Source organism: Sphingomonas arenae (assembly GCF_016924655.1).
Lineage (GTDB): Bacteria > Pseudomonadota > Alphaproteobacteria > Sphingomonadales > Sphingomonadaceae > Sphingomicrobium > Sphingomicrobium arenae.
Window position 1 is genome coordinate 13,072 of record NZ_JAFFJU010000004.1, and the last position, 24,907, is coordinate 37,978.

Here is a 24,907-nt window from a genome sequence, read left to right on the forward strand (position 1 = left end):
GGGAAAGATCAGTATGCCGCGCTTGTACGACAGCCGGAAACGCGTGCTTGTCACGGGCGGGGCAGGGTTCCTCGGATCCCACCTGTGCGAACGGCTGATCGCCGCCGGGCACGACGTGCTGTGTGTCGACAATCTCTTCACCGGCAGCCGACGCAACATCGCCCACCTCCTGCAGGAGCCGGGGTTCGAGTTCATGCGCCACGACGTCACCTTCCCGCTGTTCGTGGAAGTGGACGAAATCTACAATCTCGCGTGCCCCGCCTCGCCGGTGCACTACCAGCACGATCCGGTGGCGACGACGAAGACGAGCGTGCACGGCGCGATCAACATGCTGGGCCTCGCCAAGCGCCTCAAGGCGAGGATCCTGCAGGCCTCGACCAGCGAAGTGTACGGCGATCCATCAGTCCATCCTCAGCCCGAGGACTACTGGGGGCACGTGAACCCCATTGGCATCCGGTCCTGTTATGACGAAGGCAAGCGCTGCGCCGAGACCCTGTTCTTCGACTATCACCGCCAGCACAATCTCAAGATCAAGGTTGCGCGCATCTTCAATACCTATGGCCCGCGGATGCATCCCGCAGACGGCCGCGTCGTGTCCAACTTCATCGTTCAGGCCCTCCGGGGGGAGGATATCACCCTCTACGGGGACGGGCAGCAGACCCGCAGCTTCTGCTATGTGGACGACCTGATCGAAGGGTTGATCCGACTGATGGACAGTGAGGATGGCGTGACGGGCCCGATCAACATCGGCAACCCGGCCGAATTCTCCATGCGGGAGCTTGCCGATCTCGTGCTCAGGCACACCGGGAGCAGTTCCACCATCCGCCATGAACCCTTGCCGGCGGATGACCCCCGGCAGCGTCAGCCGGATATCCGACAGGCGCGCGAAATCCTTGGATGGCAGCCGCGGGTGCAGCTCGAGGAGGGGCTGGGCAGGACCATCGCCTACTTTCGGACGCTGCCATGACGTCGGCCAAATCCGCCCAGTCGGCCAGCGGCCGGCAGCGGATACCAGTGCTCGATGGCTGGCGGGCAGTCAGCATCCTCCTGGTGCTGGGTGCCCACCTCCTACCGCTCGGGCCCAAGGCGATGGAACTCAACTTCGCCGCGGGCGCCATGGGAATGGCGCTGTTCTTCACCCTGTCCGGGTTCCTGATCGTCAGCTTCCTTTCGGATGGCGCTCCGCTTGGTGCGTTCATGGCGAAACGTCTCGCCAGGATCGTGCCTCTGTGCTGGCTGGCCATCGCCGTGCTCGCGACCTGGCGAGTGTATGACGCTGACACTCTTGCGCGCAACCTGCTGTTCGTAGCCAACCTTCCGCCGGCGGACCTGCTTCACGGCGGAGAGCATCTCTGGTCGCTGGGCGTCGAGATGCAATTCTACGTGCTGGCCGCCGCCCTTTGCCTTGTCCTCGGACGCAAAGGCCTGCTTGTGATACCGTTGCTGGCGCTGGCGGTCACAACGGCGCGGATTGCCGCGGGCGAAACCATCAGCATCGTCACCTGGCATAGAGTGGATGAGATCCTGGCTGGAGGAACCCTCGCGCTGATCGTGAGCGGCCGTTTAGGGGAGGGGGCGAGGGAATGGTTGATGAAGGTGCCGTTCTGGCCGGCGGTCTTATTCCTGCTGGTCGCCAGCCACCCGGCCTTTGGACCTCTGCAATATCTGAGGCCCTACGCAGCGGCGCTTCTGGTCGGCTCATCGCTAAGGGATGCACCCGTCTGGATCGAAGATTTCCTCACCTCCAGGCCGATGGCCTACATCGCTGAGGTCTCCTACGCGCTCTACGTCATCCACGGGGTGCTATCCGCGACCTGGCTCGGCGAGGGGAATCGCACGGAGAAGTATCTGAAGCGCCCGCTTCTCTTCGCGGCCACGTTCGCCCTGGCGCACCTGTCCACCTTCTACTTTGAGAAGCCGATCAATGGAGCGGTGCGGCGGACTAGGGGCGAGGGGATACCGCGAATCAAGAGTACCGGAGGATCATGACGTCCTTCCGGATCACGATCTCGTCCAGCCGATCGAGGAAGGGCTGACCCAGCAGGGAGACGGATGCGCCCTGAACCACTGCGGCTTTGATGTCGGCCGGGGCAAAGCCCTGCAGGGCGACAGAGTCTGGGGTTACGAAGGTTCCCAGAACCATCCCGGATGGACCTTCCCCGATCGAGCGGAACTGCGTGGAATCAACCGTGATTCCGGCCTCGCGTGCATCCTCTTCGGTCAGGGCGACGGCCCCGGCGCCGGTGTCAATGAGGAAGCGGATGGTGTGCCCGTTGACCGCGACATCCGCATAGAAGTGTCCGTCGGAAGAGCGCTCCAGAATGATTTCTTTGGTCGGAGCGGACGGACGAGCAGCGCCCCCTGACCAGACGAAGGCACCCACGGCGAGAAGAACAACGGCAAGGCCGGCGAGAAGCTTCTGCATAGTCCTGGTGCTAAGCCAGACAAGGTTACCAAGCGCTCAACCAGCACAAACAAAAAGCGGCCCGGCACCCGAAGGGCCGGACCGCCTTTGATCAGTGCGCCAAGCGCGCTGAAGTCAGAAGACTTAAGCGGCCTGCATCAGGTGAACCTGACGGCGGCGGCGCATCGAGAAACCGATGGCGCCAAATCCGAGCAGCATCATTGCCCAGGTGCCCGGCTCCGGAACTGCCGAGACGACACCGAGGTTGTCGACCTCGAGTGAGTTCTGTCCCGACAGAAGGCGCAGGCCCGTGATGAACACGCCGTCGCTGGTCGTGAACGTCAGGCGACCATTGGTGCGCGGCTCCGTCTGGTTACCGTCGGCCGTCCCGATGTTGATCAGGTCACTGCCCGTGTAATTGGCCGTGGTCCCGTCCGACAGGAAGAGAACAAAGGTGTTGTAGGCGTCGGCAGAACCATAATCGAGGCCGAGGGAGGAGAGGCCGCCTTCAAAGGTGAAGTTGGCGTTTCCGCCGCCCAGCACGCTCAGGTACGGATCGCCCTGTCCACCGACCGCCGGGTCAGCGCCGCTGCTGTTGGAGCCCGACTGGATGATGTAGCCGCTGCCCGTCACACCGCCGGTGCTGCCCGGGTCGAACGTTGCGTAGCTGACTTCGCCGGCCGACAGGCCGCCGTTGCCATCGTCAAAGGTGACATTAATTGCAGCGTTTGCCGCCGATCCGACCGTCAGCGCCGCGGCCGCGGCCATGGCGTAGCAGAACTTCTTCATGGAACTTAGCTCCCCGAAATGGCTGCCGGCCGCACCAATACCTTGGGCAACCCAGCAAGGTACTTAACCTTCTGGTAACCATTTCAGTTCCGAGCACAGGAGCGAAAAGGATGCTCCGCTCGTCGCCTATTACGTTCGCCCTGTCGGTAATGTCATTAATTGTGTGCCAAATTGGGGCGCTTGTGCCTCTAGAAGGGGCGTGACCCAACAATATTTCCGGCGCTGGAGTAACGGCAGACAAGAACTTCTTCGCTCTCGCCAGCAGCAAGCGCACAGCCCACCTTGCCCGAAGTTCGCCACGCCAGCTGCGTGTAGTGGCTGACATCTGCCACCTGACCGGTACGGCTGTTGTTCGGGAACACTCCGGGCTGGAAATGCTGCTTCTCCGCGATCCACAAGCCGACCATGTCCTCGGGCAAATAGTATCCCGGAGTGCCACCCCAGAGGTTCTCGCCCTGGATCGGAGCACCCGGTTCGTCCGGCGAATGCTCGAACCTTCCGCTTTCTGCGAGACGCGTCGCCCAGCGTCGAGCATCGATTGCGAGATCCGTGTCCCAGCTGAGCGGCTCTACCCCAATCGCGTCTCGCTCTCGGTTATGGGCGGCGAGGATCCGGTCATCGAAGCTGGTCCGGGGACCGATGCTGCCAAGCAGAAACGGCGCCGCAAGGCACAACGCGATGACGCCAAGTGGCCGGAAAGTTGAGGGTCGATCCATCGAAGCTTCTCCGCTTCGACGGCTTGTGACGGCGCCGGGTAAGAAATTGGTTTACGTGAGCCTCAGCTGCGAGGAGCCGTCGTCCGGACGATGGTCACGACATCTCCAACCTTGGCTTGAGCGAACAGGTGGGCGGCGAAGCTCTTTGGAACGCCGACACAGCCGTGAGTTGCCGCACCCCAGCGCACATCGCTGCCGTGAATGGCCACTCCGTCGCCGGTCAGCCGCAACGTGTAAGGCATCGGCGCATCGTAAAGGCTGGACCGGTGATCCTTCCCTTTCCAGAGAATGGGGAAGCTCCCGAGCGGCGTTTCCTTTTCGTCGGCGCCATAGAGGACCACCGCCGTTCCGATCTCATGGCCGCCGCGAAAGACGGAGAGAATCTGGGTTCGAAGGTCCACCCGGACCTCGATCGGCCCCTTGGGAACACCTCCATCATTCCACAGGTAATCGCCGTACTGCATGCGAGCCGGAACCTTCAGCAGGGATTTCAGACCGACCGGGAATCCCTGCAGGGGTGTGGCTTCGCGTTGCTGCTCCTGCGTCAGGAACAGGCGGCTCGGATCGCTCGTCATTGCCGGCGGCGCCCCCTTCGCTCCGGCGGTCGAGGGATGAAGCTGCGTCTGGGGGGATTGCTCGACCGCAAACCACGCCATGACTGCAAGCAGGATAACGACGATACTGCCTGCTATCGGCAGGACAAAGCGCGTCACGCGCTGGGAAGGGGCGCCTTGAATCCGCGCCGCCGGCTACGACGGAGCATGAGGCCCATCGAACCGAAGCCGACCAGCATCATGGCCCATGTTCCGGGCTCGGGAACTGCCGGGGGTGGTGGAGGGGGAGGCGGAGGAGGGGGAGGAGGCTCTTCGCCGCCGCCACCACCGCCGCCACCACCGCCGCCGCCGCCACCGCCTCCGGGAACGTTGCCGCCCGGAACGCTGCCAGGCGCATTAGGGGGTGGAGCGAGTGCCGCAAGAACGGGCTCGGATGCCGCAACCGCGACCGGAGGAACGACGGTTTCAGGCGCCGGCGGGCTCAGGGCGTCGACGAATTCCTTAGGAGGTTCCGGCTGATGGATCTTCCCGAGCGCACGTTGCCGCGGCGCTTCCGCTAGCTTTTTGTGCTTGGTCTTGGTTAGCTCGCCAGCCGTGCGCTCACCGGGTGAACGACCCTCCATCATGGAGAGCAGGCTCTGAACGGACGAGACGCCCGGCACATCGATGCCGTTCGTCTCCAGTGTGGCGACCGTGGCGGGAACTCCAACCATCAAGGCCAGCGCGGCGGGAATCAGGAGACGAGGGCTCTTGCGCGCGGCGAGGCTTGCACCCCGCCTTCTCCGTCTGGACATCGAACGCCTGCTCATCATGGCCCGAACGGTTAACCGAGAATTAAGTTTCGGTCGAGTCGCCGACCCTTTGGTGTTTCAGTTTGGTACAAAGATGGTGCGCCGCCGCATCACTCCCGAAGTCGACGTTCCGCTTGCTCCAGAAAGCATGACCGCGCATGTCGCGAAGGGTATGTCCGAGGAGGAGGTCTGGTGAGTTCAGCGGTTCAGGGACGGGGAAAACCGATCATCCCGGTCATCCTGTGCGGAGGGTCTGGCACGCGCCTGTGGCCACTTTCCCGCAGTCTGTATCCCAAGCAGCTGGTCTCGCTACAGGAAGAACAGACCCTGTTGCAGTCGACCGTTCGCCGCGTCGCGGGACAGGGATATGCCAAGCCCCTCATCGTCGCCAACGAGGAGCACCGCTTCCTGATCGTCGATCAGCTGGAAGGCTTGGGCGCAGGGCCCGAGGCCGTGATCCTGGAGCCGCAGGGCCGCAACACGGCGCCGGCCATCGCACTGGCGGCGCAGGTGGCTGCGGCAGACGACCCGGATGCGCTGCTGCTGGTCATGCCTTCCGATCACCTCGTTGGTGACGGCGCAGCCTTCCACCGCGCGATCGATACCGGCCGAGCGGCTGCGGAGGCGGGTGCGCTGGTGACCTTCGGCGCGGCGGCTCGATCGCCGGAGACGGGCTACGGCTACATCGAGGCCAGCTCGGACGGCGTCTCCGACGAGGGTGCACGGCCAGTGGCCCGCTTTGTCGAAAAGCCGGACCTCGCCACGGCTGCCGCTTACGTCGCAAGCGGCCACCATTACTGGAATTGCGGAATCTTCCTCTTCACTGCCAGCGCATACCTCGACGAGCTACGCCGCCTCGTGCCGGATGTGGCGCGCTCGACAGCGACGGCGATAGAGCAGGCGGCAGCTGACGGCCTCTTCCTCCGCCCGGAGGCGCAGGCCTTCGCCCGCTCCCCGTCCATCTCGATCGATTATGCGGTCATGGAGAAGACGGACCGCGCGCGGGTCGTCCCGGTCGACATGGGCTGGTCCGATGTCGGATCCTGGAATTCCCTATGGGAGATTTCACCCAAGGACTCGAAGGGGAATGCCCTGGCGGGTGACGTCCTCCCCATCGACACTCGCGACAGCCTGATCCGCAGCGACGGCAGCCTGACCGTGGCGACGGTTGGCGTGAAGGATCTGGTCGTCGTTGCAACCCGAGACGCGGTTCTCATCCTACCCAGGGACCGCGCCCAGGATACGCGTCTGGTCGTGGACGCCTTGAAGGAGCAGGGTCGCGATTCCGTCATGCAGCACACCCAGGTGCACCGCCCATGGGGCACGTACGAGACGATGGACCGGGGCGATCGCTTCCAGACCAAGCGGATCGTCGTCAAGCCTGGCGCGAAGCTGTCCCTCCAGAAGCACCACCACCGCTCCGAACATTGGGTGGTCGTGAGTGGAACCGCCGAAGTCACGGTCGGGGAGAAAACGTTCCTGCTGCAGGAGAACCAGTCGACCTACATCCCGGCCGGCGAGGTCCATCGACTGGCTAACCCCGGCCGGGTGCCGCTCCACCTCATTGAGGTGCAGTGTGGCCCGTACCTTGGCGAGGACGATATCGTCCGCATCGAAGACACTTACGGCCGGAACTAGCGCCGGCGTGGCGGATGGGGTGGGATTCGAACCCACGGTGAGCTTGCACCCACGGCGGTTTTCAAGACCGCTGCCTTAAACCACTCGGCCACCCATCCACGGTTCAGGATTTGCCGCCTATCGCCGAACGGACGGTTTGTGCAAGGCGGGTGAACGGCCGCGCGACTCTTTCGTTGTACGGCCATGGATGGGGAGGGGTTCAGGATCGTGGTACGTCGCTCGTTGATCGGCTTTGCCTGTCTGGGCGCACTGGCGCTCACCCCGGCGAGCGCGCAGCGCGATCCGCTTGCCCCAATGGACGACAGCCAGCCCGTTCCGCCCACGGCAACTCAAAGCCCACGGCAGCCCCGCCTTGTTCCCGTCGTCCAGCCTTCTCCCGCTGCCGTGCAGCCGTCGCCCGTCACCGGCTTTGAGGCTTACAAGGCGAGGCTGGCGGCCCTGGCACGGGCAAGTGGCGTGCGGGAGGCGACCATCCAGGCCGTGCTGCCGAGCCTGACGATCAACGCCCGCGTTGTGCAGCTCGACCGGTCACAGCCTGGCGGCATTCCCGATCCGCGCCGGATCAACGAGCCTCCGCCACCCTTCGCACCCTACCGGCGGCAGCATGTCACGGCCGATCTTATCCAGCGCGGCGCTGCGCGCTTCTCGGCCTTGTGGCCCCATCTTTACCGGATCGAGCAGCGCTACGGCGTCGAGCCGCAGGTGCTGATGGCCATCTACGGGCATGAGACGAGCTACGGTCGGATCACGGGCAACTTCGACCTGATCCAGGCTCTTGCGACCCTGGCGTATGAAGGGCGCCGGCGTTCGTTCTTCGAGGAAGAGTTCGTCGCCGCTCTGCGGCTGCTGGATGTGGGCTACCCGCGCTGGCGCCTGCGCGGCAGCTGGGCAGGCGCGACCGGCTATCCTCAGTTCATGCCGAGCAATGTCCTTCGGCTGAGGGCGGACGGAGACGGCGACAATTACGCGGACCTCTGGTCCAACGAAGCCGATGCACTGGCGTCCATCGCCAATTACCTGCGCGATGCGGGTTGGAAGCCGAATGTGCACTGGGGTATCCCGGTCCAGGTTCCTGCCTCCCTCAACCGTCAGGCAATCGCCGGCGCGCTGAACGCGCCACGCTGCCCCCAGGTGTTCCGGCGGCACAGTCGCTGGCTGACGGTGCGGGAGTGGCGCGCGCTCGGCGTGGTTACGATCGGGCGGTCCCTGCCAGACACCGAGCTCGCGAGCCTGCTCGAGCCGGACGGCCCCAACGCCACAGCCTATCTTCTCACAACCAACTACCGCGCGATCCTCGACTACAATTGCTCCAACTTCTACGCTCTGTCGGTAGGCCTGCTCGCCGACGGCATTGCCCGGCGATAGTGGCACTCGCGCCACTCCCAAGCGCGGGTGCTCGGCGCTAGGAACAGGCATCCTCGCTCAGGAGCCGATCTGACGTCATGATTCTCCGCCGTTGCCTGCTCGCCGCCACTGCCGCTGCCGTCGCCTCGTCGGCCTTTGCCGCGCCTCCGCCGTTCGAGACGCCGGCACGGGTCGCCTTTCTGTTCGACCTTTCTTCCGGGGCGGAACTACTCAACAAGGATGCCGACGTGCCGATGCCGCCGGCCTCGATGGCGAAGATGATGACCACGGAAGTTGCGTTCGAGCTGATCGACCAGGGCAAGCTGCCGCTCAGCAAGATGTGCACGGTCCGGCCGGAAACGTGGAAGCAATGGCATTCGGCCGGTTCCACCATGTTCCTCAGCCCGAACGAGCAGGTCAGCGTCGAGAACCTGCTCCACGGCATCGTTACCCTGTCAGGGAATGACGCGTCTGTCGTTCTTGCCGAATGCATCGCGGGCACGGAGCCTGCGTTCGTCCAGCAAATGAACGCGCTGGCGCAGCGCCTCGGCATGAAGCGCAGCCGCTTCGGCAATTCGACCGGTTGGCCGGACGAAGGGGCGACCGTGGTCACCGCCCGCGATCTTGGAATGCTCGCCAAGGCGACGATCGAGAACCATCCCAAGCTGTACAAGCAGTTCTACGGACAGCCGAGCTTCACCTGGGGCAAGACGCTCGGGTCGGGCCAGGAGATCACCCAGGGCAATCGCAACCCGATCCTCGGCAAGGTCCCGGGCGCCGACGGCCTGAAGACCGGCCACACGGAAGAGGCCGGCTTCGGCTTCACTGGATCGGCCGAACAGAACGGCCGCCGGCTCGTCATGGTGGTTGCCGGGCTCGGCAGCTTCAACCAGCGGATCGAAGAGTCGGTCAAGCTGATGAACTGGGGCTTCAACGCGTGGACGTCCAAGCCGCTGTTCACCGCGGGTGCCCGGGTCGGGGCTGCCCAGGTGCAGCTCGGGTCCGAGGAGGAGGTCGGGCTGATCGCTCCGCGCGCGATCGCCGTGACCTATCCCGCGGGTGCGATCGGTGGCGAGCCCCGGATGAAGATCGCCTACAACGGCCCCCTCAAGGCTCCGATCGCCAAGGGGCAGAAGGTGGCTGAGCTGGTTGTGACTACGCCCGACGGGACCGTGCAGCGCATGCCTCTGGTAGCGGCCGAGGCGGTCGAGGAGGCCGGCTTCTTCGGGCGGATGTGGCTTGGCCTGAAGCAACTGATCGGCCTGGCCTAGCCGCGTTCGGCTCAAGCGCCTACGGACACGGCATGCGGGGGAGGTTCATCAGCCTGGAGGGCGGCGAGGGCGTCGGCAAATCGACGCAGTTGCGCGCCCTGGCCGATGCCCTCCGCTCCCGCGGCTTGGAAGTGGTCGAAACGCGCGAGCCGGGCGGAAGCCCGGGAGCCGAGGCAATTCGCTCCTTGCTGCTTGGTGGCGCCGAGGATCGTTGGGGGCCCCGGGCCGAGGCTCTGCTGTTCGCGGCGGCGCGGGCCGATCATGTCGACAAGACCATCCGCCCCGCCGTTGAACGCGGCGCCTGGGTGCTCTGCGACCGTTTCCTCGACAGCAGCCTCGCCTACCAAGGTGGAGCAGGCGGTCTCGGAATCGCTGCCGTGCTTGAGATCAACCGGTTCGGCATCGCGGATTATCTCCCGGACCGCACCCTGCTGCTGCTCCATCCGCAGGGCAGCGAGCGCGCCCGGAAACGCGATGCTGGGGAGAGCGACCGGATTGGAAGCAGGCCCGCGGCTTACCATCAGGCTGTTGACGCCGCGTTCCGCAGCATCGCGGCAGATGAAGCGGGGCGAGTTCGCCCGATCGATGCGTCCGGCACCCCGGAAGCGGTTACCGAACGACTGATGGCCGCGATCGAGGATCTGCTTTGAGAATCTTCGGCCAGGACCGCGCCGTACAGGCGTTCACCACGGCCCGGGCAAGCGGCGCTTTGCACCATGCCTGGCTGCTTGCCGGACCGAGGGGTGTCGGGAAAGCACTGTTCGCCGACATGGCTTCTCTCCGGCTGCTCGCAGAAGCCGCAGGTCCCCCGGTCGAGGCGCCCGGGATCGAGACACCGGACGATCATCCGATCGCTCGCCTTATTGCCGCGGGAAGCCATCCCGACTTCCGCCGACTGGAGCGCGAGACCAACGACAAGGGTGACCTGAAGCGCAGCATTGCGATCAGGCAAGTGCGTGAGCTTGGAGGCCTGTTCTCCGTCGCGCCATCCATGTCGCCCTGGCGTGCCGTGGTGATCGACAGCATCGACGATCTCGAGGGGCCGGCTGCCAACGCCTTGCTGAAGATGCTGGAGGAGCCGCCGGCGAACTGCATTTTTTTCCTAGTGAGCCATGCGCCGGGACGACTGCTCCCGACGATCCGCTCCCGGTGCCGCAGGCTGGACCTGGGTCCGCTGGACGATGCCGCCATGACGTCAGCTCTGCAGGAGGCGCTGCCGGACGCGACCGAGTCCGACCGGATCCGGCTCGCCTCGCTCGCGGGTGGTTCCGTCGGCAAGGCGCTTGCCTATGCCGAGCTGGACCTGGCTCCGCTCGAGAACGAAGCGATGGCGATCATGCGTTCGGGTGATCGTGACAATGGGCGTCGGTCAAAGCTGGCTTCGTCGCTTTCGCTGAAGACAGCCGGACCCCGCTACGCCGCGTTCCTCGAACTCGTACCCGCGCTGATTGCACGGGAGGCGCGGCGACTGGATGGTGCAGCACGACATCGGGCGCTGGACGCCTACGGTCGCGCCCGAGAGGCTGCGGCTATTGCCCCACGGCTTTCTCTCGATCCGACGGCCACGGCCTTTCAGATCGGGTCGATCCTCGCGTCCGTTGCCGGAGAGGAACAGGGCGGGTAGGGGCGGGCGATATGTCGCAGCCCTTCTACATCACGACCGCCATTAGCTATCCCAACGGCCGTCCTCATATCGGCCATGCTTACGAAGCGATTGCCGCCGACGTGATCGCCCGGTTCCAGCGTTCGCAGGGTCGCGACGTGAGGCTGGTGACCGGCACGGACGAGCATGGGCTCAAGATGGTTCAGACTGCCCGTGCGCAAGGCCGCGACACGCTCGAGTTCGCCGATGAAATGTCGAGCTATTTCAGGGAGATGTGTGCAGTCCTGAACATCAGTTATGATGCTTTCGTCAGGACCACGGAGCCGCGGCATGAGGCCGCGAGCGTCGCCCTCTGGAAAGCGATGGAAGAGCAGGGTGACCTGTATCTCGATCGCTACGAGGGCTGGTACTCGGTCCGGGACGAGGCCTTTTACGACGAAAGCGAACTCACCACTGACGAGAACGGACAGAAACTCTCGCCCCAAGGTACTCCCGTGGAATGGACGACGGAGGAGACGTGGTTCTTTCGCCTGTCGCGTTATGCCGTGCCGCTGCTGCGCCTCTATTCCGAACAGCCCGACTTCATCCGTCCGGAGAGCCGCCGCAACGAGGTGGTCCGCTTCGTGGAGGGCGGGCTCAAGGATCTCAGCGTGTCGCGAACGAGCTTCGACTGGGGCGTGCGAGTGCCGGGCTCCCCCGATCACGTAATGTATGTCTGGGTGGATGCCCTGACCACCTACATGACGGGAGTCGGCTTCCCCGACCGAGAAGGGGATTTCGCACGCTACTGGCCGGCCGACATCCACCTCATCGGAAAAGACATCGTGCGCTTTCACGCGGTCTACTGGCCGGCTTTCCTGATGAGCGCCGGCCTGCCGTTGCCAAAGCAGGTGTTCGGCCATGGCTTCCTGCTCGCGCGCGGGGAGAAGATGTCCAAGTCCGTCGGCAACGTCGTCGACCCGATGCAATTGGCGGAAAAGTTCGGGGTGGACGCGCTGCGCTACTTCCTGATGCGGGAGATCAGCTTCGGACAGGACGGAAGCTATTCCGACGAGGCGATCGTGACGCGCGCGAACGCCGAACTTGCGAACAGCTTCGGCAACCTGGCCCAGCGAACCTTTTCCATGATCTTCAAGAACCTGGACGGCGTTGTTCCTCCCGCAGGTCAAGAATCCGCCGACCAGGAACTTCTCGCCCAGGTGGATCGCGGAAACCACGCCCTGACCGTTGAATTCGACGCGTTGAACTTCTCCGCAGGCCTCGAAGCGTGGATGAACGCGGTCTTTGCATGCAACGCCTATGTTGACACACAAGCTCCCTGGGCCCTCCGCAAAACCAACCCCCACCGCATGTCCGAGGTACTCGGGACGCTGGCGATCGCCGTCGAGCGTCTGGCGCGGGCGGTGGCGCCCGTGGTTCCCGCGGCGTCTGAGAAGCTACTGTCCTACATCGAGGAGGGGAGAGGGGTAGGTCGGATCACCCAGCCTCAACCGATCTTCCCCCGGCTCGAGCTCGAAGCGGCCGAGTCATGCTGATCGATAGTCACTGCCATCTGAACTATCCCGGTCTCGTCGAGGATGAGACGGGAGTGCTGGACCGCGCACGTGCCCGCGGAGTGGGCGGGTTCCTCAACATCTCGACGCGGAAATCCGAGTGGAGCCAGGTGGTCAGAGCGGCCGAGCGCCACCGGGATGTCTGGGCTGCCATCGGCGTGCACCCGCATGAGGCCGATGCGCACCCCGACCTCGGCGCCGCAGCCCTGGTCGAAGCCGCCGCTCACCCCAGGGTCGTTGCGATCGGCGAGTGCGGCCTCGATTACTACTACGACAAATCGGACCGCGCGGCTCAACGTGATCGCTTCCGAGCCCACCTCATCGCCGCGCGGGAGACTGGGTTGCCGGTCGTCATCCACACGCGAGATGCCGAAGAAGATACGATCGCGATCATGACCGAGGCGGTCGAGCAAGGCGGGATCAGCGGCGTGCTGCATTGCTTCACCGGGACCGCCTGGCTGGCGGAGAAGGGGCTGGAGCTTGGCTTCCTGATCTCCCTCTCGGGAATCGTGACATTCAAGAATGCCAAGGACCTTCAGGAGATCGCGAAGACCATCCCTTCGGATCGACTGCTGGTCGAGACGGATGCGCCGTTCCTGGCCCCCGTGCCCAACCGTGGGAAGACGTGCGAGCCGGCGTTCGTGGCCGACACGGCTGCCTTCGTTGCCGAGCTTCGGGGTGAAACTGTGCAAGAGCTCGCCGATCGGACCACGGCGAACTTTCGGCGACTGTTTCCCAAGGCGTTTGCATGAAGTTTCGGATCCTCGGATCTGGCACTTCGTCGGGCGTCCCGCGGATCGGAAATGACTGGGGCAGCGTTGATCCAGCCGAGCCGAAGAACCGCCGGACCCGCTCGGCGGCACTGGCATGGCTGGGCGGCCAGGCGATCCTGATCGATGCCGGTCCTGATATGCGGGCGCAGCTGCTCGACGCAAACGTCGGCACTGTCGATCGGGTCATCATCACGCATGATCATGCCGACCATTGCCACGGTCTCGACGACCTCCGACAAGTGGCTCACAATCGAGGAGACCAGGTACCCGTGCACGGCCGCGGCGATTTGCTCGACCGACTCCAACATCGGTTCACCTATCTATTCAGCGGCAACGCGCTCTATCCTGCGGTCCTCACCAGTCACCCCATCGAGGAGGATTGGATGCTCGAGGGAGCCACGATCCGGTTTGTGGATCAGCCTCACGGCCGCATCACGTCCCTGGGGATGCGGATGGAGGAGGGTGACAGGTCGCTCGGCTATGGGATCGACTTCGTGGAACTCACTCAGCGGATGGCAGCGCTGTACACTGGGGTCGATGTCTGGGTTGCGGATTGCCTCCGCCGACGCCCGCACCCCACCCATGCTCATCTGGATGCGGTGCTCGGGTGGGCCAGAGATCTTCGGGTCGGCCAATTGCTGCTGACGCACCTCGACAACAGCATGGACCACGCCCAGCTAAGGCAGGAACTGCCCGATTGGGCAGCACCCGCGTTCGACGGGCAGGAGATTGAGCTGACGTGAATCCGGACCTGGCTCCCAATGCGCTTTACCTCCTGCTGGTGATCATGCTTGTCGCAAGCTCGCTGGTCGGCATGCGGTTGTCGGCTGGCAAGGCTGCCAAGATGCTCCTGGCGTGGGTCGCCATATTTGGCGTGGGCTTCGCGCTCTTTGCGTTCCGTGGCGAGTTCGGGGCGCTCGGTGCTCGGCTGAAAAGTGAGGTGTCGGGGCCAACGGTCACGATGTCGGGCGGAGAAATCCGGGTCCCGATGAGAGAAGACGGCCATTTCTGGGTCGAAGCTCAGATCAACGGCCAGGATGTTCGATTCCTGGTCGACAGCGGCGCCACGACGACCACGATCTCGCGATCTGTAGCGGACGCAGCCGGGATCCAGACCGGTATGCGCGCCGATATCGTGTCCACGGCAAATGGCACCATTGCCATGCCGCGCGGTCGAGCGTCCGTGGTCGAGCTCGGTCCAATCAGGCGGATGGACATCGCCGTGAACGTCCATCCGTCGGAAGACTTGAATGTCCTCGGCATGAACTTCCTTTCCTCGCTCCGCTCTTGGGGCGTTCAGGGCAACACGCTCGTTTTGCGCGCATGACCAACGACCTGCAGCTCGGCAGCCTGTACATCCTCATGGCCGTGATGCTCGTGGCTGGAACGCTGATCAGTCGCCGGGGCAGGTTCGCGACGACGCTCACGGTCGCAGTCGCCTGGCTGGCGATCTTCGGCGCCGGCTTCGTTGTCTTCACCTTCAGAGATGACCTGAGCTACGTCGCCCAACGGCTTAAGGCGGAGGCGACCGGTGCACCGGTGGAGCAGGCCGGCGCGATAAGAGTGCCGATGGCGATCGACGGCCACTTCTGGGTTGAGGGCCGCATCAACGGCGTACCCGTGAACTTCCTTGTCGATAGCGGAGCAACGATGACGACAATCGGGCGCGACACAGCGCAAATCGTTGGGCTGAATGTTGGCGAGCAGCGCAATCAGCTTGTCCGGACCGGGAATGGCGTCATTCGTGTCGCGATGGGACGTGCCAGCACGCTGAGCGTGGGATCCGTCGAACGTCGCAATGTGCTGATGCACGTCGCAGATCACGAGGACCTGAACGTCCTTGGCATGAACTTCCTGTCGTCGCTGGATCGATGGGGAGTTGAAGGCCGCTGGCTCATTCTCGAACCTTGAGCCTGCGTACTACCTTGAACGGACTTTACATAATGCATATTATCATACTTGCGGGTTAATCGTTGTGAACCCGCTCGAGAGCTCTCCATTACCGTTGCACGACCCAACGTCCGATGCGGCGATTGCGCTCGAGCGGCTTGCTGGAATCATGGCATTGCTTCGAGATCCTGAGCGTGGCTGCGAATGGGATCGGGAGCAGACATTCGCGACCATCGCTCCTTACACCATCGAAGAAGCATACGAGGTCGCGGATGCCATCCAACGCTTCGACATGGCCGACTTACGAGACGAGCTTGGCGACCTGGCACTACAGGTCGTCTTCCATTCTCAGATAGCATCCGAACTAGGTCACTTCACCCTGGCGGAGGTTCTCCAGGCGGTCGGCGACAAGCTCGAGCGGCGGCATCCGCACATCTTTGGTGACGCGGAACAGAGTCCTGGCTGGGAGACGTTGAAGGAGGCCGAACGCGCCGGAAAGACAAGTGACACCAGTGCCTTGGCTGGAGTGGCCCTGGCCCTGCCCGCCCTTGAACGAGCTGCCAAACTCCAGAAGCGCGCAGCTCGGATCGGCTTCGACTGGCCGGACCCAAGTGGCGCAAGGGCGAAGATCCTCGAGGAGCTCGACGAGGTCGACGGGGCAGCGACAGGCGAAGAGCGCGAAGAGGAGATTGGAGACCTTCTGTTCGCGGCCGTGAACTTCGCACGACTTCTCAAGATCGATCCCGAAGAGGCTCTCCGCAAGGCGAATGCGAAGTTCGAACGCCGCTTCCGCGCGATCGAGACTGCTGAGAACTTCAGCTCCATAAGCCTTGATGAAAAGGAGCAGCTCTGGACCGCCGCCAAGTCGCGTTAGAGGCCCTGAAAGCGGGTCCAGTTCTCAGGACTGAGCCGAACCTCGAGGTCGATGCTCTCTCCCTCCATTCGGCTGTGCAAGACCTCGCCCTTGCTGTGGAGCCATGCCAGGCGGCTACCGTCGGTCGCCGGCACACGGACGTGGTGCACGAGCGAACCGCCGCTCAGTTTTCGCGAAATCTCATCACTCAGTAACTCAAGGCCAGTCCCGTCCACCGCGGAAATGGTGATGACGTCGTCACGTCTTGCCGCTTCGTTAAGCATCGCGTCGCGGTCATTTGCTTCCAGCAGGTCGATCTTGTTCCACACTTCCAGGCGAGGCGGCGAGCCCTCTTCCTCCAGTCCGAGGCTGGCAAGAACGCCTTCCACGTCGGCCTTCTGCGCGTCCGTGTCCGGGTGGGCGATGTCGCGGATTTGAAGGATCAGGTCCGCGGACGAGACCTCTTCCAAAGTCGCGCGGAAGGCAGCCACCAACTGTGTCGGAAGGTTAGAGACGAACCCGACGGTGTCGGAGAGAATGGCCTTGTCGAAGCCTGGGATCCGAACCTCACGCATCGTTGGATCAAGCGTTGCGAAGAGCAGATCTTCTGCGAAGACCTCGGCGCGCGTCATTCGGTTGAAGAGCGTCGACTTGCCCGCGTTGGTGTAACCGACGAGCGCGATCACTGGCCAGGGCGCCCGCTGACGGCGGTCGCGATGCAGCCCGCGCGTGCGGCGCACCTGCTCCAGTTCCTTCCGGATCCTTGCCATGCGATCCCGGATCAGCCGGCGGTCCGCCTCGATCTGCGTTTCGCCGGGCCCGCCGAGAAAGCCGAAACCACCGCGCTGCCGCTCGAGGTGAGTCCAGCTCCGCACCAGTCGCCCGGCCTGATAATCGAGGTGGGCAAGCTCGACCTGTAGTCGACCCTCGGCGGTGGCGGCCCGTTCACCGAAGATCTCCAGGATAAGGCCTGTGCGATCGATCACCTTGGCCTTGGCCTGCTCCTCAAGGCCTTTCTGCTGAACCGGGCTCAAGGCGGCATCGACGATCAACAGACCAGCATCATGCTGTTCGGCAAGCGATCCGATCTCCTCGACTTGTCCCTTCCCGAACAGCGTTGCGGGGCGGGGCTGCCGTATCCTGAACGCGCGCCTGCCGACCACGTTGATTCCGATCGCCGCAGCGAGGCCCGCCGCCTCGTCCAGTCTCGCGTCGGTCGACCGAGCATTGCTCTCGCCAGAACGATCGGGAAGCACGAGGAGCGCGCGCTCGCCCCGCGCAATTCCATCCTGGGACGCACGGTTGAAGGTGCTCATTTCGAACCGCCCTCCTCATCCGTCGCATCGCCCAGTGCAAGCGGGCGACCCGGTTGAATGGTCGATACAGCGTGCTTGTAGACGAGCTGCATCTGCCCGCGGCGACCCAGCAGCATGGAGAAGCGGTTGAACGCCAGAACCTCGCCCTGGAGCATGACGCCGTTGACGAGAAACACCGTCATGGCCTCCTGCTGCCGGGTTGCAGCGGCGAGGAATTGATCCTGGAGGGTTGCCCTCCCCTCCCCGACGCGATCGCCGGTGAAGCTCGACAGGTCGAGGTCGACTGGAGTTTCCGCCGGCATGATCGTGGACATGGCGTGCTTGTAGATTAGCTGGCTGACGCCCTCGCGGCGCAGCAGGAGCGAAAAGGCATCGAACCAGGTGATGATGCCTTGCAGCTTCACGCCCTTCACGAGGAAGATAGTCACCGGAGTCTTGGAACGTCGCAGGCTGTTCAGGAAATGATCCTGCAGGCTCAATGGTTTGTCGGGCACTTGTTCACGCCTCTTCTTGTTCTTGTTGCGGCTGCTGCCGCTTACTCTTCCTGACCGGGCTGTCCCTTGTCTCCCAGGCCGAGCGCCTTCAGTTTACGGTGGAGTGCCGAACGCTCCATGCCGATGAAGGATGCGGTACGCGAGATGTTGCCGCTGAACCGCCGGATCTGCACCCGGAGATACTCGCGCTCGAAGCTCTCCCGGGCCTCCCGAAGCGGCGAACCCATGATCGACAGGGTTGCGGGGTTCAATCCGGAGCTTCCGCCCTGGTCGAGCACCTCGGGAGGGAGCAGGTCGACATCAATGCGGCCAAGACGATCCGACGGTGCAAGGATCACTGTTCGCTCGATGATATTGCGCAGCTGACGAACGTTGCCGGGCCATTCGTGCGCTTGCAGTGCCGCCAGTGCCTCTTCCGACAAAGGCGGAGCCGGCATCCGCCGTTCGGCCGCGAAACGGGCAAGGAAATGATTGGCAAGTTCGGGAATGTCCTCCCGTCGCTCACGCAGAGCAGGGATGCGAACCGGCACGACGTTCAGACGATAGTAGAGGTCTTCACGAAAGCGTCCGTTGGCGATCTCTTCCTGCAGGTTGCGCGAGGTTGCCGAGAGCACGCGCACGTCCACCTTGACGGGACGCTGACCTCCAATGCGAGTGAAGCTCTGATCGGTGAGGACGCGCAGGATCTTACCCTGCGTCGTCAAGGGCATGTCCGCGATCTCATCGAGGAACAGGGTGCCCCCGTGGGCCTGCTCGAGGAGGCCCGGGCGCGCAACGCCGTCGACTTCGCTCCCGAACAGCTCCTCTTCGACCCGCTCCGGCTCCATCATCGCGGACGAGACCACGATGAACGGCGCGGCTGCGCGGGTGCTCCAGCTGTGAATGGTACGGGCAGCGATCTCCTTGCCCACTCCGGCGGGGCCGGTGATGAGGACGCGGCTGCCAGTCGGGGCGACGCGCTTCAGCGTCGCTCGGACATTGTTGATGGGGACGGAGTTCCCGTTCAGCTGCTCGTCGTGCCCTGCCCTTTCCCGCAGCGTCGCATTCTCTCGCCGCAGGCGATCCGTTTCAGTGGCACGTCCGACCAGATGGAGGAGACGCCCGGCCTCGAAGGGCTTCTCGATGAAGTCAATGGCGCCTTCCCGGATCGCCGCAACGGCCGTGTCCAGGTTGCCGTGTCCCGAGATCATCAGGACGGGCAATGTTGGATCGCGACGCTTCACCTGTTCGAGCAGCTGCAGCCCGTCGAGACGAGACCCCTGCAGCCAGACATCCAGCAGCACCAGGCTGGGCCGCCGCTCCTCGATGGCGTCCAGCGCTTCCGTGCTGTTCGACGCGCAGCGGACGGCATAGCCCTCGTCTTCGAGCACCCCGGCCACCAACTCACGGATATCGGCCTCATCGTCGACTACCAGAACTTCCAACGCCATCTCAGGCCGACTCCTCATTGTCGGTGTTCAAGTCATCGGCGCGCCGCTGCGGTCCACGTTCTTCCGCAGCCAACGTGCCAGTTTCGTCTTCAGTGCTTGCATCGGCAAGGACTGCCAAGCGGTTGATGTCGAACGCAATTCGCACGTGCGTTCCTCCCCCGGAGCGGTCCAGGAAAGCAATCTCCCCACCATGCTCTTCGACGATCTTCTTGACGATCGCGAGGCCAAGGCCGGTGCCGCGCACGCGGGTCGTCATGTAAGGTTCGGTCAGGCGCTCCCGTTCCTCAGGGAGGCCCACCCCCGTATCGGTCACGTCGATGACCAACTGGTGCTCGCACCGGCGGATCGCCAACGCGACGCGGTCGCCTTCCAGATTGTGATCGCCGCGGGTGCGACGAGCCTCGATCGCCTCTACCGCGTTCTTGACCACGTTGGTGAGGGCCTGGGAGAGTTGCCGTCGGTCGCACACCATCCGGATGTCACCGGCGGGCGGATCGAGGCTGAAGTGGATCCCGGGATGGGCAACTTCGTGGAGGAATAGCGACGTGCGGGCAATGTCGTGCACGTTCTCCTCACGGAAGATCGGCTTGGGCATTCGCGCGAAGTTGGAGAATTCGTCCACCATCCGCCTCAGATCACCGACCTGCCGGACGATTGTCTCCGTGAGGCGCTGGAAGGTGTCGGGATCACTCGCGATCTCTTTCCCGTATCGCCGCTGGAGCCTCTCGGCCGCGAGTTGGATCGGTGTCAGCGGGTTCTTGATCTCGTGGGCGATGCGTCGGGCGATGTCCGACCAGGCGGCTCGGCGCTGGTCGGCGAGCTGGTCGGTTATGTCATCGAAAGTCAGGACGATGCCGTCCGAGTAGCGCACCCGCTTCACCGCGAGCGTCCGCTGGCCATGCTCGGACCGAACCATGACATCGGCCTCGCGGGACTCGTTCGCGAGGAATTCGTCCAGCTCGGGCGAGACCTCCGGGAGTGAACGCCTTTCTACCGCCTGCTCACCATGCTGGAGCAGGGTCTCGGCCGACCGATTGATCAACAGGATCTGCCCCTGGTTGTCGAGTGCGATCACCCCCGCCGTGACGCTGCCCAGCACCGCCTCGATGAACGCCCGGCGGGTATCAAGCTGCGTATTCGCCGACCGGAGAGCTCCAGTCTGCTCCTCCAGGCGCCCGGTCATTCGATTGAACGCGTCAGCCAGGACGCCGATCTCGTCATCCGACCGCTCGATCGGCACGCGAGCCGTGAAGTCGCCCTCCTCGACCCGGCCCGCAGCGTTCACCAGATGACCGACCGGCCGCACCAGCCGGTCGGCGATCTGCAGCGCGAAGAAGATCGCCAGCCCAACAATCACGAGCGCTCCCACCAAGAGCGCCGCGTTGAACCGCAGCTGGTTGATGCGGGATCGCTCCAGCAGCGCCCGGTAATCCGTCATGATATTGTCGGCACCGCGAATCTGGGCGCCGATCTCCGGATCGACCCAGCGGGCCGTGTACAGGTACGTCTGTTGCCCCAGTGGGAGCGGCGTCAGGATCGAGACCCGCCCCGGTGTGCGCGCATCGACAAACTTGACGCCGCCCGCCAGAGCCTTGACCGCAGCTGCGATGCGCTTGGCATCGATCATCCCGTCGTAGCCGTTCACAACCGCTTCCGTCCGGATCACGCCATCGGGTCCAATCGTGATCACCGCGGCCTCGTTCAGGCTGCGGCGGTACACCTGGTAGGCGACACCTTGGGAAATCTGCTCGGGAGGAAGGTCGCGCAGGTAGCCGGCCACGTCGTTCGACATGGCAAAACCCTCTTCTCCGACACGTGACAGTTCATACTGGTAGACGTTGCGCGCGACCTGGACAGCGCTCTCGAACATCCCTCGGGCCTTGCCCGAGAACCAGAACTCCAACCCGCTCTGCAGCAGCAGAGACGCGAAGATGGCCACAAGGACCGTCGGAACAGCCGCGATGACGGAGAACAGGGCAACAAGTCTCGTATGCAGCCGCCCGGTGCCCAGTCCCCCTCTCTCGGCCCGGCGCATCGCGACCCGGCGGCTTAGCAAGACCATCAGGCCGATCGCCGGGATGAGGTTGGCGACCAGCAGGAGCGCAATCAGCAGTGGTGCAAGCGTATTGCCTGGGTCCCCCCGCGCAAGAATGGAGTAGCTCGTCCCGAGCATGACCAGCAGGATGCCGGCTGCGACTAACTCCAGAACCCGGTAGAATCGGCCGTTCGCCCGCTCTGCCGCGAGCCAGCGGCGCAGGCTCGGAGGCTTGTCGTTCAGGTCGGAAGAAGCCGCGCGTGCGTCCATCGGCGCGGGACGTAGCACGCCCGCGTTGCATAAAGAACACAGTAGTTGCGAGCTCAGTTAACTTTTTTCAGGCGGCCGCCGCGCTCAGCCATGGCGCATAGAAATCGCGCAGCATAGCGGTGACCACCCGGGGATCGTCCTGCGTGTTCACCTTGTTCCGGAACTCGGCCGAGCCGGGCAGACCCTTCGTGTACCACCCGATATGCTTGCGCGCGAGATTCACGCCTGTCTGCGTGCCATAGAGTGACTGCATGGCGTCATATTGCTCGAGGATGATGGCGAGTTGCTCGTCCATGCTCGGCTCCGGGCGCGCTCCTCCCGCGAGATCCGCCATGATCTGCCCCAGCAACCACGGGCGGCCATAGGCTCCGCGACCGATCATGAGACCGTCGGCGGCGGACTGGCGAAGGGCTTCGCGCGCATCCTCCAACGAGCAGATGTCCCCATTGACGATCACCGGCAGGCTGACCGCCTCCTTGACTCGCCGTACGAAGCTCCAGTCGGCCGAGCCCTTGTACATCTGGTTGCGCGTGCGACCGTGAACAGTGATCATCTTCGCCCCGAGATCCTCCGCAAGCCGTGCGAGCTCCGGCGCGTTCAGACTGTCATGGCACCAGCCCATCCGCATCTTCACGGTGACCGGGATCTTTACCGCCTTCACCGTGGCCTCGATGATCGAAGCAGCAAGCGGCAGGTCCCGCATCAGGGCGGAGCCCGCGTCCCCGTTCACCACCTTCTTGACGGGGCAACCCATGTTGATGTCGATGATGGCAGCGCCGCGCTGCTCGTTAAGCCTGGCCGCCTCGGCCATCTCCACGGGCGAGCAGCCGGCTAACTGGAGGCTCACGGGCTCTTCCGCAGGGTCCCACAAGGCCTTCTGCAGGCTCTGGCGTGTTTCGCGGATCGCCGCCTGGCTCGCGATCATCTCGCTGACGGTCAGCCCCGCGCCGTAGCGCTTCACGACCTTGCGGAACGGCAGATCTGTGACGCCCGTCATCGGCGCCAAGATGACAGGCGCGTCGATACGGACCGGGCCGACGGTGATGGGCTTGTATGAGGTCATGAGAGGGTCGCGCCTTTACAGGAAGCGGCAACTGCGGGCAAGGCGCGGACCTGATGGCAATCACCGCACTCATCGTCGCCGCCGGAAAGGGAGAGCGCCTGGGCGGAGGTCTGCCCAAGCAGTATCGCCTGCTTGCGGGCAAACCGGCGCTGCGACATGCCGTGGAGGCCTTTACGGAGCACCCCAAGATTGACTCCGTTCGGGTCGTGATCGGATCTGGCCAGGAGCAAATGGCGCTCGACGCCCTGAAGGGTCTCGACGTTGGGGAACTCATCATCGGAGGTGCGGAGCGCACCGACAGTGTCCGCGCGGGCCTACAGGCGATCAGCGAGGGAGTGGTGCTGGTGCACGACGCGGCACGACCCTTTTGTCCGCCGGACGTCGTTGACCGATTGCTGGATGCCTTGGGAGAGGCGGATGGTGCGGTTCCGGTGCTGCCCGTTGCCGACACTCTCGCCAAAGGCGACAACGAATTGCGTGGAACGGTCAGCCGAGCGCAGATGCTCCGGGTCCAGACGCCCCAGGCATTCCATGCCGAAGACCTGCTCTTCGCGTTCGAGGAAGCCGGAGGCGCCGGCGCAACCGACGAGTCCACCGTCATGTTCAACGCAGGGCTGAGAGTCGCAACGGTGGCCGGAGATCAGATGCTCGATAAGCTTACCACTGCAAGCGATTGGGAACGTGCGGAAAACATGCTCGCTGCACGAATGACTTCCCGCACTGGAATGGGCTTCGACGTGCATGCTTTCGAAGGCTCTGGCCCCTTGATCATGGGTGGTATCGAGATCGATCACGACCGCGGTTTGGCTGGCCACAGCGACGCCGATGTGGTGCTACACGCGATTACCGACGCTCTGCTTGGAGCAGCAGCCCTGGGGGACATCGGCCAGCATTTCCCGCCATCGGACCCGCGTTGGAGAGGCGCGTCGTCGGACCTCTTCCTCTCCCATGCCGCGACACTCATCCGCGGGCGTGGCGGCCTGATTGACCACGTCGATTGCACCGTCATCTGCGAGGCGCCCAAGATCGGCCCTCACCGTACGGCTATGCAACGGCGGATTGCAGACATTCTCGGGGTTCCGCACGGAGCAGTCAGTATCAAGGCAACCACTACCGAACGGCTGGGTTTTACCGGCCGAGGGGAAGGAATCGCAGCGCAAGCGGTTGCCACTATCCGATTGGAAGCACGTTGATGGACTCTCTCCTCCCCCCGGAGCTCGTCGAGAAGGCCCGCGAGGTGATCGAGAAGAACCGCGCCGCGGGTCGCAGGATCGCGGTCGCGGAGAGTTGTACGGGCGGTCTGGTCAGTGCTGCCCTGACCGAGGTGGCAGGATCTTCCGAAGTTTTCGAGGCCGGCTACGTGACCTATTCCAACCAGGCCAAGCGCTCCGCGCTGCGGGTAAATGAGGATGTCTTCGACACCTTCGGAGCCGTCAGCGTTGCGACCGCATGGGCGATGGCGAAGGGCGCCCTGGAGGCTTCCGGCGCAGACGTCGCGGTGGCGATCACCGGCATCGCCGGACCGGAAGGCGGCTCACCCGCCAAGCCGGTCGGCACAGTCGTGTTCGCTCGCGCGGAACGGGATGGCGATCCCGACAACGTGGTGGCCGACAGCAAGTTGTTCGACGCTTCTGGCGGACGGGCCGGCGTGCGGCTTCAGGCGGCGGTCTGCGCGCTGGAGTTGCTCACTCCATAAAGGGCTGCCGCCCGCGTCTCGAACGCTCCCGTCATCTTGCGCAACGCGCGATCGAACATCGCTCCTGCCAGAGTCTCGAAGATCCGCGATTTGAAGGCAAAGTCGACCGAAAAGTGAATATCGGTTCCGCCACCGTCTGTGGGTTCGAAGAGCCACTCGTTCTTGAGGTACTTTAGCGGCCCTTCAACATACTCGACCAGGATGCGCCGGGGACGTTCTTTGTAAACCCGGCTGGTGAACCGCTCCTTGAAGGCATTGAACCCGACGATCAGGTCCGCGACCATCTCGGTTTCCGATGACGAGCGAACACGCACTGCCGTCACCCAGGGCAGAAACTCATCATAGCGCTTCACGTCCGCGACCAGCTCGAACAGCTGTTCGGGCGAATACGGCAGATGCTTGGTCTCACTGTGCCGGGGCATCG

At 64.0% G+C, this 24,907-nt stretch carries 27 protein-coding genes, 1 tRNA gene and 1 pseudogene; 16 read left to right on the top strand and 13 right to left on the bottom strand.

Going from position 1 to position 24,907, the window contains the following annotated elements; all coding sequences use genetic code 11:
• Positions 1–13: 13 nt before the first annotated feature.
• Both JT720_RS12730 and JT720_RS12735 read left to right on the top strand, forming a co-directional pair.
• Positions 14–967 carry a UDP-glucuronic acid decarboxylase family protein gene (locus JT720_RS12730; protein ID WP_205481685.1) on the top strand — a complete coding sequence of 318 codons (954 nt, stop codon included), beginning with the start codon at positions 14–16 and terminating at the stop codon, positions 965–967.
• Positions 964–1,989, top strand: a complete 1,026-nt coding sequence (locus JT720_RS12735; protein ID WP_205481686.1) for an acyltransferase family protein — start codon at positions 964–966, stop codon at positions 1,987–1,989. The genes JT720_RS12730 and JT720_RS12735 overlap by 4 nt, the downstream gene beginning before the upstream one ends.
• On the opposite strand, the gene JT720_RS12740 is transcribed toward JT720_RS12735, so the two are convergent.
• The 6 genes and pseudogenes from JT720_RS12740 to JT720_RS13965 form a co-directional block, all read right to left on the bottom strand.
• Entirely contained in the window at positions 1,967–2,425 is a 459-nt protein-coding gene (locus JT720_RS12740) for a retropepsin-like aspartic protease family protein (RefSeq protein ID WP_205481687.1), read from the bottom strand. The genes JT720_RS12735 and JT720_RS12740 overlap by 23 nt on opposite strands.
• A 123-nt stretch (positions 2,426–2,548) precedes the next feature.
• Positions 2,549–3,193, bottom strand: coding sequence for a PEPxxWA-CTERM sorting domain-containing protein (locus tag JT720_RS12745; protein WP_237219995.1), 645 nt, complete (start codon positions 3,191–3,193; stop codon positions 2,549–2,551).
• Positions 3,194–3,381: 188 nt separating this feature from the next.
• Positions 3,382–3,909 (bottom strand): CAP domain-containing protein, encoded by a 528-nt coding sequence (locus JT720_RS12750; protein ID WP_205481688.1) that lies wholly within the window; start codon positions 3,907–3,909, stop codon positions 3,382–3,384.
• A gap of 62 nt (positions 3,910–3,971) precedes the next feature.
• A complete protein-coding gene (locus tag JT720_RS12755; RefSeq protein ID WP_205481689.1) occupies positions 3,972–4,565 on the bottom strand; it encodes a L,D-transpeptidase family protein in 594 nt (197 codons plus the stop codon).
• A gap of 53 nt (positions 4,566–4,618) precedes the next feature.
• A pseudogene (locus tag JT720_RS13960) lies at positions 4,619–4,732 on the bottom strand (PEPxxWA-CTERM sorting domain-containing protein); the annotation flags it as partial.
• A complete protein-coding gene (locus tag JT720_RS13965) occupies positions 4,702–4,860 on the bottom strand; it encodes a hypothetical protein (protein ID WP_237220029.1) in 159 nt (52 codons plus the stop codon). The gene JT720_RS13965 and the pseudogene JT720_RS13960, both read right to left, overlap by 31 nt.
• A gap of 269 nt (positions 4,861–5,129) precedes the next feature.
• Between JT720_RS13965 and JT720_RS12765 the strand changes: the two genes are divergently transcribed.
• Both JT720_RS12765 and JT720_RS12770 read left to right on the top strand, forming a co-directional pair.
• Entirely contained in the window at positions 5,130–5,450 is a 321-nt protein-coding gene (locus JT720_RS12765) for a hypothetical protein (protein WP_205481869.1), read from the top strand.
• Complete coding sequence (locus JT720_RS12770; RefSeq protein WP_336512012.1) at positions 5,447–6,892, top strand: mannose-1-phosphate guanylyltransferase/mannose-6-phosphate isomerase; 1,446 nt, start codon at positions 5,447–5,449, stop codon at positions 6,890–6,892. The genes JT720_RS12765 and JT720_RS12770 overlap by 4 nt, the downstream gene beginning before the upstream one ends.
• 8 nt (positions 6,893–6,900) lie before the next feature.
• Here JT720_RS12770 and JT720_RS12775 read toward each other — a convergent pair.
• A tRNA-Ser gene (locus tag JT720_RS12775) sits at positions 6,901–6,990 on the bottom strand.
• 109 nt (positions 6,991–7,099) lie between these two features.
• Here JT720_RS12775 and JT720_RS12780 point away from each other — a divergent pair.
• The 10 genes from JT720_RS12780 to mazG all read left to right on the top strand — a co-directional run bounded on the left by JT720_RS12780 (position 7,100) and on the right by mazG (position 16,200).
• Positions 7,100–8,257, top strand: a complete 1,158-nt coding sequence (locus tag JT720_RS12780) for a lytic murein transglycosylase (protein ID WP_336512013.1) — start codon at positions 7,100–7,102, stop codon at positions 8,255–8,257.
• Between the two features lie 77 nt (positions 8,258–8,334).
• Positions 8,335–9,507 (top strand): D-alanyl-D-alanine carboxypeptidase family protein, encoded by a 1,173-nt coding sequence (locus tag JT720_RS12785; RefSeq protein ID WP_205481690.1) that lies wholly within the window; start codon positions 8,335–8,337, stop codon positions 9,505–9,507.
• Positions 9,508–9,539: 32 nt separating this feature from the next.
• Positions 9,540–10,157 carry a dTMP kinase gene (gene tmk / locus JT720_RS12790; protein ID WP_205481691.1) on the top strand — a complete coding sequence of 206 codons (618 nt, stop codon included), beginning with the start codon at positions 9,540–9,542 and terminating at the stop codon, positions 10,155–10,157.
• Positions 10,154–11,131, top strand: coding sequence for a DNA polymerase III subunit delta' (locus JT720_RS12795; protein WP_205481692.1), 978 nt, complete (start codon positions 10,154–10,156; stop codon positions 11,129–11,131). Before tmk ends, JT720_RS12795 begins: the two co-directional genes overlap by 4 nt.
• Before the next feature lie 11 nt (positions 11,132–11,142).
• Positions 11,143–12,645 carry a methionine--tRNA ligase gene (metG, locus tag JT720_RS12800; protein WP_205481693.1) on the top strand — a complete coding sequence of 501 codons (1,503 nt, stop codon included), beginning with the start codon at positions 11,143–11,145 and terminating at the stop codon, positions 12,643–12,645.
• Positions 12,639–13,415, top strand: a complete 777-nt coding sequence (locus JT720_RS12805) for a TatD family hydrolase (protein ID WP_205481694.1) — start codon at positions 12,639–12,641, stop codon at positions 13,413–13,415. Before metG ends, JT720_RS12805 begins: the two co-directional genes overlap by 7 nt.
• Positions 13,412–14,179 (top strand): MBL fold metallo-hydrolase, encoded by a 768-nt coding sequence (locus JT720_RS12810; protein WP_205481695.1) that lies wholly within the window; start codon positions 13,412–13,414, stop codon positions 14,177–14,179. The genes JT720_RS12805 and JT720_RS12810 overlap by 4 nt, the downstream gene beginning before the upstream one ends.
• Positions 14,176–14,763, top strand: a complete 588-nt coding sequence (locus JT720_RS14185; RefSeq protein ID WP_205481696.1) for a TIGR02281 family clan AA aspartic protease — start codon at positions 14,176–14,178, stop codon at positions 14,761–14,763. Before JT720_RS12810 ends, JT720_RS14185 begins: the two co-directional genes overlap by 4 nt.
• On the top strand, positions 14,760–15,347 hold the full coding sequence (locus tag JT720_RS12820; RefSeq protein ID WP_205481697.1) for a retropepsin-like aspartic protease family protein: 588 nt from the start codon (positions 14,760–14,762) through the stop codon (positions 15,345–15,347). The genes JT720_RS14185 and JT720_RS12820 overlap by 4 nt, the downstream gene beginning before the upstream one ends.
• 121 nt (positions 15,348–15,468) lie before the next feature.
• Complete coding sequence (mazG, locus tag JT720_RS12825) at positions 15,469–16,200, top strand: nucleoside triphosphate pyrophosphohydrolase (RefSeq protein WP_205481858.1); 732 nt, start codon at positions 15,469–15,471, stop codon at positions 16,198–16,200.
• On the opposite strand, the gene hflX is transcribed toward mazG, so the two are convergent.
• The 5 genes from hflX to dusB all read right to left on the bottom strand — a co-directional run bounded on the left by hflX (position 16,197) and on the right by dusB (position 22,787).
• Positions 16,197–17,495: a GTPase HflX gene (gene hflX / locus JT720_RS12830; RefSeq protein WP_205481698.1), complete on the bottom strand. Its 1,299-nt coding sequence runs from the start codon at positions 17,493–17,495 to the stop codon at positions 16,197–16,199. The genes mazG and hflX overlap by 4 nt on opposite strands.
• Positions 17,492–17,989 carry an RNA chaperone Hfq gene (hfq, locus tag JT720_RS12835; protein ID WP_205481699.1) on the bottom strand — a complete coding sequence of 166 codons (498 nt, stop codon included), beginning with the start codon at positions 17,987–17,989 and terminating at the stop codon, positions 17,492–17,494. Before hfq ends, hflX begins: the two co-directional genes overlap by 4 nt.
• 41 nt (positions 17,990–18,030) lie before the next feature.
• Positions 18,031–19,419, bottom strand: coding sequence for a nitrogen assimilation response regulator NtrX (gene ntrX / locus JT720_RS12840; RefSeq protein ID WP_205481700.1), 1,389 nt, complete (start codon positions 19,417–19,419; stop codon positions 18,031–18,033).
• Position 19,420: 1 nt separating this feature from the next.
• Entirely contained in the window at positions 19,421–21,724 is a 2,304-nt protein-coding gene (locus JT720_RS12845) for a sensor histidine kinase NtrY-like (protein WP_205481701.1), read from the bottom strand.
• 67 nt (positions 21,725–21,791) lie between these two features.
• Positions 21,792–22,787, bottom strand: coding sequence for a tRNA dihydrouridine synthase DusB (gene dusB / locus JT720_RS12850; RefSeq protein ID WP_205481702.1), 996 nt, complete (start codon positions 22,785–22,787; stop codon positions 21,792–21,794).
• A gap of 53 nt (positions 22,788–22,840) precedes the next feature.
• On the opposite strand from dusB, the gene JT720_RS12855 reads away from it, so the two are divergent.
• Both JT720_RS12855 and JT720_RS12860 read left to right on the top strand, forming a co-directional pair.
• A complete protein-coding gene (locus JT720_RS12855) occupies positions 22,841–23,980 on the top strand; it encodes a bifunctional 2-C-methyl-D-erythritol 4-phosphate cytidylyltransferase/2-C-methyl-D-erythritol 2,4-cyclodiphosphate synthase (protein WP_205481703.1) in 1,140 nt (379 codons plus the stop codon).
• A complete protein-coding gene (locus tag JT720_RS12860) occupies positions 23,980–24,483 on the top strand; it encodes a CinA family protein (protein ID WP_205481704.1) in 504 nt (167 codons plus the stop codon). Before JT720_RS12855 ends, JT720_RS12860 begins: the two co-directional genes overlap by 1 nt.
• Here JT720_RS12860 and JT720_RS12865 read toward each other — a convergent pair.
• Complete coding sequence (locus JT720_RS12865; protein ID WP_205481705.1) at positions 24,444–24,905, bottom strand: type II toxin-antitoxin system RatA family toxin; 462 nt, start codon at positions 24,903–24,905, stop codon at positions 24,444–24,446. The two genes, JT720_RS12860 and JT720_RS12865, sit on opposite strands and share 40 nt — an antisense overlap.
• Positions 24,906–24,907: the final 2 nt, after the last annotated feature.

Excerpts from the sequence above, each read along its gene's own strand:
- JT720_RS12730 (WP_205481685.1), top strand. The coding sequence starts at position 14 with ATGCCGCGCTTGTACGACAGCCGGAAACGCGTGCTTGTCACGGGCGGG.
- JT720_RS12735 (WP_205481686.1), top strand. The coding sequence starts at position 964 with ATGACGTCGGCCAAATCCGCCCAGTCGGCCAGCGGCCGGCAGCGGATA.
- JT720_RS12740 (WP_205481687.1), bottom strand. The coding sequence starts at position 2,425 with ATGCAGAAGCTTCTCGCCGGCCTTGCCGTTGTTCTTCTCGCCGTGGGT.
- JT720_RS12745 (WP_237219995.1), bottom strand. The coding sequence starts at position 3,193 with ATGAAGAAGTTCTGCTACGCCATGGCCGCGGCCGCGGCGCTGACGGTC.
- JT720_RS12750 (WP_205481688.1), bottom strand. The coding sequence starts at position 3,909 with ATGGATCGACCCTCAACTTTCCGGCCACTTGGCGTCATCGCGTTGTGC.
- JT720_RS12755 (WP_205481689.1), bottom strand. The coding sequence starts at position 4,565 with ATGGCGTGGTTTGCGGTCGAGCAATCCCCCCAGACGCAGCTTCATCCC.
- JT720_RS13965 (WP_237220029.1), bottom strand. The coding sequence starts at position 4,860 with ATGCGCCTGGCAGCGTTCCGGGCGGCAACGTTCCCGGAGGCGGTGGCG.
- JT720_RS12765 (WP_205481869.1), top strand. The coding sequence starts at position 5,130 with ATGCCGTTCGTCTCCAGTGTGGCGACCGTGGCGGGAACTCCAACCATC.
- JT720_RS12785 (WP_205481690.1), top strand. The coding sequence starts at position 8,335 with ATGATTCTCCGCCGTTGCCTGCTCGCCGCCACTGCCGCTGCCGTCGCC.
- tmk (WP_205481691.1), top strand. The coding sequence starts at position 9,540 with ATGCGGGGGAGGTTCATCAGCCTGGAGGGCGGCGAGGGCGTCGGCAAA.
- metG (WP_205481693.1), top strand. The coding sequence starts at position 11,143 with ATGTCGCAGCCCTTCTACATCACGACCGCCATTAGCTATCCCAACGGC.
- JT720_RS12805 (WP_205481694.1), top strand. The coding sequence starts at position 12,639 with ATGCTGATCGATAGTCACTGCCATCTGAACTATCCCGGTCTCGTCGAG.
- JT720_RS12810 (WP_205481695.1), top strand. The coding sequence starts at position 13,412 with ATGAAGTTTCGGATCCTCGGATCTGGCACTTCGTCGGGCGTCCCGCGG.
- JT720_RS12820 (WP_205481697.1), top strand. The coding sequence starts at position 14,760 with ATGACCAACGACCTGCAGCTCGGCAGCCTGTACATCCTCATGGCCGTG.
- hflX (WP_205481698.1), bottom strand. The coding sequence starts at position 17,495 with ATGAGCACCTTCAACCGTGCGTCCCAGGATGGAATTGCGCGGGGCGAG.
- ntrX (WP_205481700.1), bottom strand. The coding sequence starts at position 19,419 with ATGGCGTTGGAAGTTCTGGTAGTCGACGATGAGGCCGATATCCGTGAG.
- JT720_RS12845 (WP_205481701.1), bottom strand. The coding sequence starts at position 21,724 with ATGGACGCACGCGCGGCTTCTTCCGACCTGAACGACAAGCCTCCGAGC.
- dusB (WP_205481702.1), bottom strand. The coding sequence starts at position 22,787 with ATGACCTCATACAAGCCCATCACCGTCGGCCCGGTCCGTATCGACGCG.
- JT720_RS12855 (WP_205481703.1), top strand. The coding sequence starts at position 22,841 with ATGGCAATCACCGCACTCATCGTCGCCGCCGGAAAGGGAGAGCGCCTG.
- JT720_RS12860 (WP_205481704.1), top strand. The coding sequence starts at position 23,980 with ATGGACTCTCTCCTCCCCCCGGAGCTCGTCGAGAAGGCCCGCGAGGTG.
- JT720_RS12865 (WP_205481705.1), bottom strand. The coding sequence starts at position 24,905 with ATGCCCCGGCACAGTGAGACCAAGCATCTGCCGTATTCGCCCGAACAG.